This is a genomic window from Bacteroides sp. D20 (genome assembly GCF_003436255.1).
Classification (GTDB): Bacteria; Bacteroidota; Bacteroidia; order Bacteroidales; family Bacteroidaceae; genus Bacteroides; species Bacteroides uniformis.
Genome location: NZ_QSOO01000001.1, coordinates 307694 through 322722, shown reverse-complemented (window position 1 = coordinate 322722; position 15029 = coordinate 307694). Strand labels below are relative to the sequence as shown.

General features: G+C 46.2%; 11 protein-coding genes. 4 read left to right on the top strand and 7 right to left on the bottom strand.

All coding sequences use genetic code 11. The features are described from left to right. Positions 1–128: 128 nt before the first annotated feature. Genes DXD78_RS01310 through DXD78_RS01300 form a run of 3 tightly spaced genes read left to right on the top strand, consistent with a single transcriptional unit; the run spans position 129 to position 4388 of the window. Entirely contained in the window at positions 129–2342 is a 2214-nt protein-coding gene (locus DXD78_RS01310) for a S9 family peptidase (protein WP_009037143.1), read from the top strand. After that, positions 2342–3223, top strand: coding sequence for a lipoyl synthase (lipA, locus tag DXD78_RS01305; protein WP_005823900.1), 882 nt, complete (start codon positions 2342–2344; stop codon positions 3221–3223). Before DXD78_RS01310 ends, lipA begins: the two co-directional genes overlap by 1 nt. Positions 3224–3269: 46 nt before the next feature. Then, positions 3270–4388, top strand: coding sequence for a hypothetical protein (locus DXD78_RS01300; protein WP_008665606.1), 1119 nt, complete (start codon positions 3270–3272; stop codon positions 4386–4388). Here DXD78_RS01300 and DXD78_RS01295 read toward each other — a convergent pair. Together DXD78_RS01295 and DXD78_RS01290 are read right to left on the bottom strand one after the other, a co-directional pair. After that, the gene (locus DXD78_RS01295; RefSeq protein WP_005823906.1) at positions 4354–5058 is read right to left on the bottom strand and encodes an SAM-dependent methyltransferase; all 705 of its coding nucleotides are present in this window, start codon (positions 5056–5058) and stop codon (positions 4354–4356) included. The genes DXD78_RS01300 and DXD78_RS01295 overlap by 35 nt on opposite strands. Next, positions 5058–5915 carry an enoyl-ACP reductase gene (locus tag DXD78_RS01290; protein ID WP_005823911.1) on the bottom strand — a complete coding sequence of 286 codons (858 nt, stop codon included), beginning with the start codon at positions 5913–5915 and terminating at the stop codon, positions 5058–5060. The genes DXD78_RS01295 and DXD78_RS01290 overlap by 1 nt, the downstream gene beginning before the upstream one ends. Before the next feature lie 361 nt (positions 5916–6276). On the opposite strand from DXD78_RS01290, the gene DXD78_RS01280 reads away from it, so the two are divergent. Then, complete coding sequence (locus tag DXD78_RS01280; protein WP_009037144.1) at positions 6277–6930, top strand: HAD family hydrolase; 654 nt, start codon at positions 6277–6279, stop codon at positions 6928–6930. A gap of 155 nt (positions 6931–7085) precedes the next feature. Here the strand turns inward: DXD78_RS01280 and DXD78_RS01275 are convergent, their stop codons facing one another. The 5 genes from DXD78_RS01275 to DXD78_RS01255 form a co-directional block, all read right to left on the bottom strand. After that, positions 7086–8249 carry a metallophosphoesterase gene (locus DXD78_RS01275; RefSeq protein WP_005823921.1) on the bottom strand — a complete coding sequence of 388 codons (1164 nt, stop codon included), beginning with the start codon at positions 8247–8249 and terminating at the stop codon, positions 7086–7088. Positions 8250–8267: 18 nt separating this feature from the next. Further along, positions 8268–9734, bottom strand: a complete 1467-nt coding sequence (locus DXD78_RS01270; RefSeq protein WP_005835238.1) for a RagB/SusD family nutrient uptake outer membrane protein — start codon at positions 9732–9734, stop codon at positions 8268–8270. A 20-nt stretch (positions 9735–9754) separates the two neighbouring features. Beyond that, positions 9755–13111 carry a TonB-dependent receptor gene (locus DXD78_RS01265; RefSeq protein WP_117652465.1) on the bottom strand — a complete coding sequence of 1119 codons (3357 nt, stop codon included), beginning with the start codon at positions 13109–13111 and terminating at the stop codon, positions 9755–9757. Positions 13112–13129: 18 nt separating this feature from the next. After that, positions 13130–14305, bottom strand: a complete 1176-nt coding sequence (locus DXD78_RS01260) for a FecR family protein (protein ID WP_022402340.1) — start codon at positions 14303–14305, stop codon at positions 13130–13132. A gap of 104 nt (positions 14306–14409) precedes the next feature. After that, on the bottom strand, positions 14410–14976 hold the full coding sequence (locus tag DXD78_RS01255) for an RNA polymerase sigma-70 factor (protein ID WP_005823929.1): 567 nt from the start codon (positions 14974–14976) through the stop codon (positions 14410–14412). Positions 14977–15029 lie beyond the last annotated feature (53 nt).

Genomic DNA, 15029 nt, shown 5'->3' with positions numbered 1-15029 from the left:
CAAGAAGCAGGACGGGCTTTTTCTGTTCAAAAAGAATAAAATCGGCCCACTGCTTCGATAAATCTTCCCTTTGTTGTATATTTGTTCCCCAGAAAAAATAGGGAAACAGATAAGCATAAAAGATAGATATGAAACAGATAAGCATCGCACTTCTCCTCTGCCTCTGTACGCTGGCAGGTTTCGCCCAAAGTGGCAAGGCACTCGATTTGAAAGAAATCGTATCGGGCAAGTTCACTCCGAAGAATATTTCCGGCGTTATCCCCATCCCGGGAGACGGGGAACATTATTCGCAGATGAATGCGGACAGGACACAAATCATCAAGTACTCCTTCAAAACGGGAAAACCCGTGGAAGTGCTGTTTGATGCCGCTACCGCACGCGAATGCACGTTCAAGACATTCGACAGCTACAGCTTTGCTCCGGACGGCAGTAAGCTGCTCATTGCCACCGAAACAACTCCCATCTACCGTCATTCCTATACGGCTGTGCATTACATCTACAGCCTAAAGCGCAATCTGGACGGTAAAATCAACAACATTGTGGAAAAGCTTTCGGACGGCGGCCCGCAACAGGTGCCCGTATTTTCACCGGACGGCAACCAGGTGGCTTTTGTACGCGACAACAACATCTTCCTTGTAAAACTGCTCTACGGCAACAGCGAAAGCCAGGTGACGGAAGACGGGAAACAGAACGAGGTGCTGAACGGCATCCCCGACTGGGTTTACGAAGAGGAGTTCTCCTTCAACCGTGCGCTGGAATTCAGTGCCGACAGCCAGATGCTGGCTTTCATCCGCTTCGACGAGAAAGATGTTCCCTCCTACTCTTTCCCTCTTTTTGCCGGACAAGCCCCCCACTTCACCCCTTTCGAGAAGTATCCGGGAGAGTATACTTACAAATATCCTAAAACGGGAGAAGTAAATTCCAAAGTGTCCGTACACACCTTCGACATCAAGTCGAAAGTGACCCGCAAGATAAACGTGCCGGTAGATGCAGACGGCTATATTCCCCGCATCCGCTTTACCCAAGACCCCAACAAACTTGCCGTCATGACACTGAACCGCCATCAGAACCGGTTCGACCTATACTTTGCCGACCCTCGCAGCACGGTAGCCAAACTGGCTCTGCGTGATGAAAGCGATACCTATATCCGCGAGAATGTATTCGACAACATCGTCTTCTATCCGGAAAATTTCAGTTTTGTCAGCGAAAAGAGCGGATACAACCATCTGTACTGGTATAGCATAGGCGGCAATCTGCTGAAACAAGTGACAGCCGGACAATATGAAGTGCAGGAGTTCCTGGGTTATGACCCCGAAGAAGGAAGCTTCTACTTCAGCAGCAACGAGGAAAGCCCCATGCGCAGTGCCATCTACAAGATTGACCGGAAAGGTAAAAAGACCAGACTATCGTCACAAGCCGGAACAAACAGTGCGCAGTTCAGTGCGAACATGAAGTACTATATGAACCGTTATTCCAATCTGGACACTCCGACCGTCATTACGCTGAACGACAATACCGGCAAGACTCTTGCCACCCTGATGGACAATGCGGCATTGAAGCAGGAAATCAGCGGCTATGACATGCCACGGAAGGAATTCTTCACTTTCCAGACTTCCGACGGAACCACATTGAATGGCTGGATGATGAAACCTGCCGACTTCTCTGCCGGCAAGAAATACCCGGTACTGATGTACCAGTACAGCGGCCCCGGTTCACAGCAAGTGCTTGACAAGTTCAGTGTAAGCTGGGAAACCTACATGGCATCACAAGGCTATATCGTGGTTTGCGTAGACGGGCGTGGCACCGGAGGACGGGGTGCCGAATTCGCCAAATGCACCTATCTGAACCTGGGTATCAAGGAAGCCAAAGACCAGGTGGAAACCGCCCTCTACATGGGCAACCAGCCTTATGTGGACAAAAACCGCATCGGAATCTGGGGATGGAGTTACGGTGGATACATGACCATTATGAGTATGAGTGAAGGAACACCGGTATTCAAGGCCGGAGTAGCCGTAGCTGCCGTTACCGACTGGAACTACTACGACACCGTTTATGGCGAACGCTTTATGCGCACACCGAAAGAAAACGCCGAAGGCTATAAGGCCAGTTCCACCTTTACCCGTGCCGACAAGCTTCACGGCAACCTGCTGCTGGTACACGGCATGGCAGACGACAATGTACACTTCCAGAACTGTGCCGAATATGCCGAACAACTGGTACAACTCGGCAAACAGTTCGATATGCAGGTTTACACCAACCGCAACCACAGTATCTACGGAGGAAATACCCGGTTACACCTATACACGCGGTTGACCAACTTCTTCAACAAAGAATTGAAATAATGCCCGAAAGAGTACGTAAGCCTGAGTGGCTCAAAATAAGCATCGGTGCCAACGAGCGCTATACCGAGACCAAACGCATTGTCGAATCGCATTGCCTACATACCATCTGTAGCAGCGGCCGTTGCCCCAATATGGGGGAATGTTGGGGGAAAGGCACCGCAACCTTCATGATTGGGGGAAATATCTGCACCCGGTGCTGTAAGTTCTGCAACACGGCAAGCGGGAAGCCCTTGCCACTGGATGCCGATGAGCCTACACATGTGGCAGAGTCCATTGCCTTGATGAAACTCTCCCATGCAGTCGTCACCTCCGTAGACCGTGACGACCTGCCCGACTTAGGCGCGTCACACTGGGTACGTACCATCCGGGAAATCAAGCGGCTCAACCCTGACACCACCGTCGAAGTGCTGATTCCCGACTTCCAGGGAAGAAAGGAACTCGTGGCACAAGTCATCGATGCACAACCGGAAATCATTTCGCACAACATGGAGACTGTCCGTCGCATCAGCCCCCTCGTACGCAGTGCCGCCAAGTATGAAACAAGCCTGGAAGTGTTGCGGCAAATTGCAGAAAGCAATACTACCACCAAGTCCGGCATTATGGTGGGATTGGGCGAGACTCCGGAAGAAGTGGAAGAACTGATGGACGACCTCCGCCGGGTGGACTGCCACATACTGACTATAGGCCAATACCTTCAACCCACACACAAGCATTATCCGGTAGCAGCATATATTACTCCCGAACAATTTGCACTCTACAGAGAGAAAGGATTGAAAAAAGGGTTTCAGCAAGTGGAAAGCGCTCCATTGGTACGCTCCTCTTATCATGCGGAAAAACAGATCCATTTTATACAAAAAAGAAGTAAAATAGGAAACATTTAAATTTCCCAGTTGTTATGATGTAAACGACAAAATCATAATACGGATAATGAGCCATCAAAGAATTTTATCATCAAGATTCAATATGTCGCTGGGATTCATCCCCGTTATAATATCCATCATATTATGCGAGTTTATAACGCAGGACATGTCCATCTACATCGGTGCAGGTGTAGGACTCTTGTTTAGCATCTATTCGGTGAGGCATAGAGGAACGCATGTTCCGCAAATCATACTTTACTGTACTACCGGAATGTTACTGCTGTTATCGGTAACAACCCTATTCCTCGTAAACTACTGTCCCCGTTTCATGCTTCCGTTCACGCTGGAAATCAGTGCCATCATTCCCCCATTCGTCATCTACCTCAATAGGAGAAAATTTCTGGACTACCACATGTCTCAGACACAGAAATGCTGCAAGCAGCTTTTTGCACAAGGGGCAGAAGCCGCCATCGTATCCTCACGCGTAATCCTTATCATAAGCCTGCTGCATTTTCTGATTATCTTCTTGGCGGTTCTGGTCAGTTACCCTTTGGGAGACACTACCCGCCACATTCTGTTTTATGTGGCGCCTCCCCTCGTCTTTATATCAGGCATTCTGTTCAATCAGTTCGGCATTTTCTATTTCAATATAGTGATGAACCACACGGTTTTCGTACCGATAGTCAATACCAAAGGAGATGTCATGGGGAAAGCCATCGCCTCAGAAGCCATCAACCGGAAAAACGACTATATCAATCCGGTCATCCGGATTGCCGTTGCCTCACACGGCATGCTGTTTCTCCTCCCCCGCCCCAAATGCAACGTTTTCGAGAAAGATAAAATCGACTTGCTGATGGAGGGTTACCTGATATATGGAGAAACATTGGAACAAGGCGCACACAGAATTTTACGACAAACGCTTCCCACCGCCCCATTAGACCATTTGCACTTCAACTTCATGTATCATTTTGAGAATGAAGCCACCAACCGCCTGGTCTATCTCTTCACACTAGACCTGGACGATGACTCCATCCTATGCAATAAGAATTTCAAGGGGGGAAAGCTATGGACATTCCAGCAAATGGAACACAACCTGGGACGGAACTTCTTCAGCAGTTGCCTGGAATATGAATTCGAGCACCTGGAAGCTATTATTTATACAAGAGAAAAATACAAGGAATCTTAGAAAGGTCGGGAGTCTTGCCCTGCCACTCCCTCACGGTCTTGGTTTTGATATACTCCCCTTCACAAGTAATGTTCGCCGCAATGCAGAGCTTGGTCTGCGGACGGCAGTTATGAAGAATATCCTCTATCATCTTATTATTGCGATAAGGCGTTTCAATGAAAAGCTGAGTCTGATGTTCATTATAGACGCGTTGTTCCAGCATTTTCAGCTTTTTGGCACGCTCTGCCGGTTCAATGGGAAGATAACCATGGAAGGCAAAGCTCTGACCGTTGAAGCCGGAACCCATGACGGAGAGGATAATGGAAGAGGGCCCCACCAAGGGGACCACTCTCAAGTTTTTCCGTTGTGCAATAGCCACTACGTCCGCTCCCGGGTCGGCCACAGCCGGACAACCGGCTTCGGAGATCACGCCCATCGGATGCCCCTCCACCAGCGGCTTCAGATAGCCGGAGATGTCTTCGGGCGACGTATGCTTGTTCAACGTATAGAATGTCAGCGCATCAATATCTATTCCCTTGTCCACCTTTTTCAAAAAACGGCGTGCCGAGCGCACATCCTCCACGATGAAATAGCGGATTCCCAGTATTATCTCCTTATTATAAGGAGGCAACACCGTTTCAATAGGCGTATCGCCCAGCGTGACTGGCAAAAGATAAAGTGCGAGTTCCATTAGCCGTAAATGATATTTCCGTTTTCGTCCTTATACTCATCCAGTCCCTTCTCGTAAGTAGCCATGGCGCGAAGGCTCATACCTACGCTGGAGAAACCTCCATCGTGGAACAAGTTCTGCATAGTGACCTTGCGGGTGAGGTCGGAAAACATCACGATACAGTAGTCCGCACACTCATCGGCAGAAGCATTACCCAGAGGAGACATGCGGTTGGCGAAGTCGAACAGTTTGTCCATACCCTTCACACCGGAACCGGCAGTGGTCATCGTGGGAGACTGGGAAATGGTGTTGACACGTACATGGTGTTCACGTCCGTAGATGTAACCGAAGCTGCGGGCAATGGATTCCAGCAGTGCCTTGGCATCTGCCATATCGTTGTAACCGTAGAACGTACGTTGCGCAGCCACATAACTCAAAGCCAGAATTGAACCGTAGTCGGCAATGGCGTTGAGTTTCTTGGCAGCTTGTATCATCTTGTGGAAAGAGACAGCGGAGATGTCCAGCGTCTTTTCCAACATATCGTAATCCAAATCATCATATGTACGTTTCTTACGCACATTGGGAGACATACCAATGGAGTGCAGCACGAAGTCAACCGGGCCACCCAATACTTCCATAGAGCGTTTGAATACATTTTCCAAATCTTCTACACTTGTAGCATCTGCGGGAATCACCTCGCAGTTCAGTTTCTCCGAAAGAGCGGACACTTCGCCCATACGGACAGCAACCGGTGTATTCGATAAAGTGATGGTTGCACCTTCTTTTACTGCTTTTTCTGCTACTTTCCAGGCAATGGACTGCTCATTCAGAGCACCGAAAATAATGCCTCTTTTTCCTTTCAACAAATTGTAACTCATACCTATTTTTAGTAAAATTCGGCTGCAAAGATAGGAAGTTTTTGCATAAAAAGCCCGAAAGTGTGCAAAGAAAAGGGAAGAACGGCAAAAAATATACCGATCACCCACTGCAAAACTACTGCAACGCTTGTGCAGTACCACTGCAATACAGTTGCAGTATCACTGCAAACATATTTGCAGTAACGCTGCACTCCATCTGCAGTACTACTGCAAAACGCATGCAGCAGGAATGCAGTAATAACGCACTGATTATCAGCCCAGGGCTTCCTATTCTGCAAATACCTGATGAAACCCGAGACAGCATTTGAACATGAGCGCAAAAAGCCCTATATTTGCAGCAAACTAAAAAATAGAGAAGGCAATGAAGAAGTTGATTATATTTGACCTGGACGGAACTTTACTGAATACAATAGCCGATTTGGCACAAAGTACAAACCATGCCCTGCAAGCGCTTGGCTATCCCACTCACCCGGAATCGGCCTATAACTTCATGGTTGGCAACGGAATCAACAAACTGTTCGAGCGCGCCCTCCCGGAAGGGGAAAAGAGCGAAGAAAACGTCCTGCGCGTCCGCAAGGAGTTTGTGCCTTATTATGACGTGCACAATGCTGATAAAAGCCGCCCTTACCCCGGCATCCCCGAACTACTGGAACAGTTGCAGGAGAAAGGGATGATATTGGCAGTGGCTTCCAACAAATATCAATCGGCTACCGTGAAACTGATTTCACATTATTTCCCCAACATACGTTTTACCGCCGTCTTCGGACAACGGGAAGGGGTCAACGTGAAGCCCGACCCAACAGTGGTGCATGACATTCTGGACATCACCCGGATATCCCGTGAAGACGTGCTATATGTGGGAGACTCCGGAGTGGATATGCAGACGGCCGCCAATGCCGGAGTCACTGCCTGCGGAGTCACCTGGGGATTCCGTCCCCGCACAGAACTGGAAGAGTTTCATCCGGCACATATCGTAGACAATGCTACGGAGATTGCCGTTATCGCCGCTCTTTGAGAAGGCACTCCCTCCCCCCCAGCTATCCGAGAGTGCATATTTACATTATGATATTTTTTAGGCGCGGATTACGCGAAAAACACGGAGTTTTTCTTTGTCTCTCCGTGAAATCCACGTACTTCCACGCCTAAAAAATAATCAGAAAGAGAACAGCCTCAGAACAATTTTCGCATCGCTCCTTTATCTCCTACCACAAGATAGGTATTCCCGTCAATCAGTAAAGCGCGCCCACGTTTCTTCTTTCGGTTTTCCTCGTTATCCACATTCACTCCAATCACCCGTCCATCATAGAAAGTGGAAATATCCTTAAAGATAGTATGCCCCACAATGATATGTTCGACGTCATAACGTTTCAACATCAGTTGCAGGGAGTCTTGTGCCAATGGATGGTATTTTGCATCCGTCCGTACCAATCCACGATACCAGATAGGTCCGCTATTACCATATAGGAAAGCCGTGAGAGGCGATAAGGCCTTACGTTCCTTCTTGCTCATGAACAATGCACGGCTCATTTCCTCATTCACTGTGGGAATATTCAAGTCACGGTCATAAAACTCCTTTCCCAAACCTGCGTGCACATACAGATTAGGTCCGATGGTCTGCATCGTATTACGGGTACCAAGCCATTTGCCAAGTTCTGTGTCCGGACCGAACAATGCCGGATAATCCATACCCAGTTTTCGGGCCAATGTCTTGTACTTTTCTTTGGTATAACGCAAATCATTTGCCGTCACAAGTGGTTCATGGTTACCCAACAGAAACGAAACATGACCACCTGCATCTGCCGCCTCCTTCTCCAATTTATAGAACAGCCAAAATATCTGCGGCACATCTTTGCCACGGTCAAATATATCACCGATAACCACCAGATGGTTGGTTCCAAAACTCCAATGGTAGTCTTTATCAATGACATTGTTGCCTCGCAGCAAGCTCATCACGCAATTCAACTTGCCATGGGGGTCAGACATCACAAACACTTTATCCGGTTGTCTGTATTGCCATTCCGGACGTTTGACCGGATGCAGCTTCACATCAAACGGATAACGCCCTTTGTGGTCCGTGACATGAAGGGTGAAATCCTGAGGAAGCACCGTATAAGTCGTATCTTCTATCTGCCCTTGGGCTGTAACACTTATGACGCACACCTTGCCGTCCGGTTCATAAATCACATAAGGTCCGTCTGCCGACAATTCCTCCTTCTTCTCCTTATCCTTCTTCTTACCGTCTAAACCAAGAGTTCCGGCACTTAGGCCGGAACTGATGAAAGTTAGAATAAATACAGTAAAAAAAGACTTTACAATAGTAGTCTGATACTTCATATTCTCGCTTTTTTGGAATTAATCACCATAAGTCGGATTCTGCTGCATATTCGGATTGGAATTCATCTCCGCCTTAGGAATGGGCAATACTACACGATAATAGTTCCAATCAAAAGATACGCTCTCATCCACCATCTTCAGATGTGAAGTCTCGGCTATTTCCGGGAATTCCTTGGTCGACTCCTTGCGCACGATAGTCTGATGATTACGAAGGGCGTCGAAGAAACGGTGTCCTTCACCGAACAACTCTTTACGGCGTTCCAACAGAACATCATCCAACGTCACCGTCTTACCCTGCACGGTCTTTTCCGGATTGGCACGGCTGACAATAGCATCCAGATACTTTACAGCCTTGTCATTGTTATTGAGCTTTACAGCCGCTTCGGCAGCAATCAGATAAAGTTCGGACAGACGAAGTACTGGAATATTGGAATCTTCCACAGCCTTGCCGCTCTGCGGCTGATACTTGGCTATGTAAGCTCTCTTTGTCTTAGGAACAACCGTATATGCCTGATTTCTGACATCATCCGGATCTTCCTGCATCAGTTCATAGAAAGAACTGGTCAGGCAATAATCATCATAACCCGCCTGCCAGCAAAGGTAAGCCACACTTTCTTTGCCAACGCCGTCCACTGTCAGATTCACCAACTCAAACAAGACTTCTCCCGGATCGGAAGAGGCAAAATCAGTTCCCCATATCGTGCCATACTCATCATTGGTCCACAAACGGTACTTATTCTTTTCCGCTCCCGCAATGGCAGCTTCAGCCGTAATCAAGGCATTCTGATTATCTTCCATATACAAATAGGCTCTACTCAGCAACAGCATTGCCGCCCACTTATTAATCTTACCCTTGTTGAATTCTTCATCCAGCAGGTCAGCACCTTCCTTCAAATCCTTGATGATTGCCTCATAACACTGGGCGACGGTATTGCGCGACGGCTTGTTTTCCGTATTGGATACTTCGGTCACAATAGGCACTCCCAAAGAAGCTCCTCCATCCTTGGCATACGGATAGCCGAAGAAACGGGTCAGGTCGAACAAGGCAAATCCACGGAGAGCCAAGGTCTGACCTTTCAGGTCGTTGAAGTATTCCGTATCATCCTCACTGACATCCAATCCGTCTATTTGAGACAAAATGATATTACAATTCTGGATAATCTTATAGGCATAAGACCAGTGGGAAGACGGACCGGAATCCTTTGTATAGTCCAGCATATAGTAGCTGGTGGTACGCTTTCCGGTCTTTATGGACTGCGTATCGTCACCCGTCACGTCTCCGTAATAAATCATACGGCCCGAGTAATAGTTGGTACTGCGCATCACGTCGTAGATACCGTTCAAGCTATATTCCACATCATCCAGATTCTGTATGGCGGTTTCAGTCGGAATCTTTGTACTGGATTCAACATCAAGCCAGTCATTGCCACAGGAGGCGGTCAGGCTGACCAACATCCCCATCATCATATATTTTAATGCTTTCATTGTGTTTCTTTATTATGAGGTTAGAAATTCAAATTAAGACCGAAAGTTACTGTTTTCAAAGGAGGTGTTCCCCAGCCGGCTGTACCTGCACTGACTGATTCCGGATCATAGAAATCGTAAGCCGCCCAAGTCCACAAGTTGTTGGCAGATGCGTAAAGGCGCAGGCTGTTTACGCCGATTTTCCGAGTCCATGTTTTAGGAACGGTCACACCGAAAGTCAACGTTTTCAGACGGATAAAGTCCGTGCTGTGCAAGCGGCGGGTAGTGGTAACGCCATTCATGGCTACCGCCGGCTTCTCTATAAACACTTCATATTTACTGATATCTCCCGGTTGCTTCCAATTGTCACGATAATAGGCCGGAATATTAAGAGTAAAGTCCTTGCCGCCATGTTCTGTTTTCTGTGCCCAGTTATCATATCCATAAGCACCGAACTGATAAGAGAACATGAAGCTCAAATCGAACCACTTGTAACGCAAAGTATTAGAGAGACCACCGGTCACATTGGGCTCGGCATGTTTCTTCAGAGGAATGGCTTTGGCATCCTTGTTATTCTCTGTGATTTCCTTAATATAGTTTCCATTCTCGTCCACGTCGTTGGTATAGAACTGAGGTGCACCGGTCTCGGGGTTGATTCCGGCAAATTCTATCATGTAGAATGTACGGTAGGACTTGCCAATCATGTGAATCTGCGAGCCGCTGATAATCTGGGTCTGTTCGCCGTCCAGTTTCACAATCTTATTCTTGTTGTGCGAAAGGGTGAAAGAGGTAGACCAGTCAAAGTCTTTGGACACAATGTTCTTGGAATTGATTTCCAATTCCACACCCTGGTTCTTCACCTCACCGATATTCATCAGATAGGAACTGAAACCGGTAGTCATAGATACGGGACAGTCCATCAAAAGGTTCTTAGTAGTACGGGTATAGTACTCCAAAGTGAAGTTCAAACGGTTGAAGAAGCCGAAATCCAGACCGATATTCAGGTTGTAATTCGTTTCCCATTCCAAATCCCTATTTTCAATCTGCGACTGAATCAATGCGGGATTCTCCATATAGCCGCCACTAAGGCTTGTCAGGCCCATATAGCCGTATAAGTCGGAGGGCAACGTACCATTCACACCGTAGGATGCACGGAGTTTCAAATCGGTCAGCCATTTGGACGTGGGTTTCATGAAATCCTCTTCGATAATACGCCATGCTCCTGAAACAGACCAGAAACTTCCCCAGCGATTATCTCTGTGCAAGCGTGAACTGCCATCCATACGATAGCTCCCACCCAGATAATACTTGTTCTTGTAGTCATAGTTGAGACGGGTGATGTAAGAAACCATTCTTGACCTCTTGGAAGAACCATCTATGCTCTCCAAAGTCTGCCCGTTGGCAATGTCATTCTTTATCGGAGTCAGGAAGTTAGTAGCATATCCCGACAAGAAATCATTGTACTTGGAATCGATTTCATATCCGACAAGGGCATCTAAATTGTGGTCCTTTTGGATAGTAGTCTTGTAAGTCAACTGGTTTGACCACACCAACTTGTTATATTCACTATATGCCTTTTCGGCTCCACCATTATTCTTCTCACCGTCGGAGGTACGGGAGTCTTTCCATTCCTTACCCTTACTGATGTTATAGTCATAGCTCAAAATAGACTTTAACTTCAAGTCCTTGATAAATTCATATTCGGCATTAATCGTATTGAACATACGGGTAACATACTCACGCTGGTAATTGTACTCCTGGGCAAGAACGGGATTTCTTCTTGACAACGAAATCAAGTCCTGGTTATAGCTTCCATCTTCATTGTAAACCGGATCTGAAGGCGTCAATTTGCTTACGCTGGAGTAGAAAGGAGCAGTATAACCGGTTCCTTCACTATATACATCCTGATTCAGATTGGTAAACATGATGTTGGCACCGAATTTCAATTTATCCGTAGCCTGAAAATCAACATTCAAACGTCCGGTAATTCTTTCCAGACCCGATGTTTTTACAATGCCCTCTTGGTTGAGATAGGACAATGAAGAATAGTATTTGAATTTGTCGGTTCCTCCGGATATGGAAGCCTCATAACTGGAATGGTTTCCTTTCTTGAACAGATAATCTCCCCAATCCGTATAGCCGCACCAGGGAACCGGAGCATATTTGTCGATATTCTTATCAGCATAAGCTATGGCATCCGCATCCGATTTGCCGCTGCGCTGTTGTCCAAGCACCATACCATTGTATATGTATTCGCGACGTTCTGCTCCGCTCAAAGTAGGACGATAATCCATAGCAAAGTCACTGAATCCCCAATCGGCTTTCAAACTGATAGAAGCCTTACCGGTTTTACCTTTCTTCGTCGTAATCAGAACCACACCATTCGCAGCGCGCGAACCGTAGAGTGATGCAGCAGCGGCATCCTTGATAATCGTAATATTCTCAATATCCGAAGTGTTGACGGTTGACATGGCATCCAGACCACCATCCGAACTGATGGAGTTTATCGAACCGGAAGTAACGGGCACTCCATCAATAACATACAGCGGAGAGTTGGAGGCATTGAAAGAGCCCATACCACGAATACTCAAAGAAGCTGAAGAACCCGGCTGGCCGGAAGCAGAAGTAAACTGTACACCCGTAGCATTTCCCTGCAACAAATCCTGGAAAGAAACGGAAGGCACATCGGCAATCTTTTCATTCTTCACACTGGCAGCCGAACCCGCATAAGCAGATTTCTTGAATGTACCGTAACCAGTTACAACCACCTCTTCCATCATATTTGCATCCGGCACCAATACAATCTTCAATATCTTACCCGAAGTAGCTTTCACTTCCTGACGAACATAGCCGACATAAGAGACAAGCAAGGTAGCCGATGCATGCTCCACCTTGATAGAGAAACCTCCATTCAAATCGGTAATCTGACCGTTTGTAGTACCTTTGACCAAAACATTGGCTCCAATGACGGGCTCACCGGTCTCATCCACCACTGTTCCGGAAATAACATTAGCTTGTTCTACTGCCTTCACAGCATTCACTTCATTGGCTGGACGGATAGCAATGGCCCCGTCTTTTACGACATAAGCCAATCCGCTATTCTTAAGACATTCATCCAGCACTGCTGCGATTTTTCCATTCGTGACACTCAAATTACGTACCTTGACATTCTTTACGTCATTTGTACTATAAATGAAAGTAAAATCCGTCTGGCGTTGAATTTCCCATAACACGTCACTTAAAGTGGCGTCCTGCACATTTACAGTAACTGTTGTCTGGGCAAACGCCGTATTGGCGGCCTGCACAAAGCCAATCATAATAAAACTGAAAAACAGGAATGTAATCCACATACGTTTACTACCTTCCCAAAACCTGGTGTAGCTCTGTTCCTTAGTCATAATTAAATTATTAAATGGTTATTTATAGAATATAATAGTTTTACCGTTGATTTTGACATGTATGTTTTCCGTCGCTTCCAGTAGCTCAAGGAAAGGAGCTATTTCCTCATAACGGTTCACATAGCAACCGAAACGCAGGTTCTTTAACGCTTCGTCTGAATAGTCCACTTCAATATTATACCACCTTGAAAGGATTCTCATAATATCTTCCAGCCGTTGATCTTTAAAATTGATTTTTCCCTTCACCCATGATGTATAGAAGGCAGTATCTACTGTACGCACTTGTATATTCCCGCTCCCGGGAATTAATGATGCCTGCTGTGAAGGTTTTAAGACAAGACTCTGTCCCTCCCCGGTGTCCACCTTAACAGAACCACTGACAAGAGTCGCCTGATATTCTTCACCCGGATAGGCCGAAATATTGAAAGTTGTTCCCAACACCTCAATCTGCATACCTTGAGTCGATACAGTGAAGGGATGACCGGTCTTATTTACTTCAAAATAAGCTTCTCCCGCCAATTCCACTTCCCGCTTCCCAGCTTCGAAAGTAAGCGGAAAACGTAGACTGCTCATTGAATTCAGATGTACTTTTGTACCATCATTCAGAACAAGTGTATACTCACCGCCTTGAGGCACTTCAACTTTATTATATACCAAAGCTGACTGCACAACCTGCCCGTCTGCAGCGCTGTAGTTCAAGGTCGTTGAATCTATCTGTATTTGTTTACCAGCCAACTGCAACTGCCGCCCATCGGCATTCTCATCCAGATAAACCGTTTCCCCATTATCCAATGTAAGAATAGCTTTGGCTCCACCCGGCAGTATTTGCTGGGCAGCCAATAATTGATTGCCATCCATGACATGGGGTACAGAAATATCCTGAAGTGCAAAAACCAATATCAGCACTGGTGCAATAAAAAGAGCAACGTACCGTAACAGTTTCAAATGTCTCCTTCTGAGCTCCATCCTCTTGATACGTGTTTCGACACCTTTCCATCCAGCCTGCGAATCAAACTCCATTTTACGAATTTCGTGCTGTACATAATGTTCATCACTACAAATCTTTTGGAAAAGCTGCTCATGGCTTTTGCTCTCTTTGCGCCATTTATCCAAAAAACGGCTTTCTTCCGGTGTTACTTCACCGGATAGGTGCCTGGAAATAAGATGAGCTATATGAAAGTACTCTTTTATCATAATTTGGCATGTTTTAGTCTATCTTTAATGATAATACAAGCCAAAATGAAAACATGGTGAATCGATAAAGACTTTTTTTTGAAAAAATAGAAAAAAATGTGCTTTTAGATAAATAACAGAAGGCAATAATAATAATCGGTAAGGAATGCACGAAGCTTTTTATAAGCCACTTTTTTAAGAGTATGTACCGTTTCGGGAGAGACATTGAGACGCTCTGCTATTTCTGCATTCTTTTTGCCTTCCAAAGCCAACTGCATGATGGCTCTCATTTGGGTAGGAAGTTTCTCTATAGCTTCTGACAGAATCCGGAAAGTCTCTTCTTCCACAATCGCATCACGAAAAAAAGCATCTGCTTTTTTGGCTATAATCTTTTGCTCGTATTCATGAGCTACCTTCGAATGCTCAAGTTCGTTCAAGGCATGGTTACGTACGGCCGTATAAAGAAAAGCTTTCACCTGATGAAGATAAAAGAAATCGTCTCTTATCTGCCACAACTTGGCAAATACGTCTTGTACTATATCTGCTGACATATCCGCATCCTCCATGTATTGGAACGCGAAAGAACAAAGCGCCGCATAATATTCCTTAAAAATATTATGAAACTCTTGCTCATCCAGCTTAATGCTTACAACAGAGTGGGATTTATCCTTTTTTATCAGATTTAGCGCCATATTTATGCTTTTCAGGCGCTAATATAGTTAAATTTTCAGAATATAACCAATAT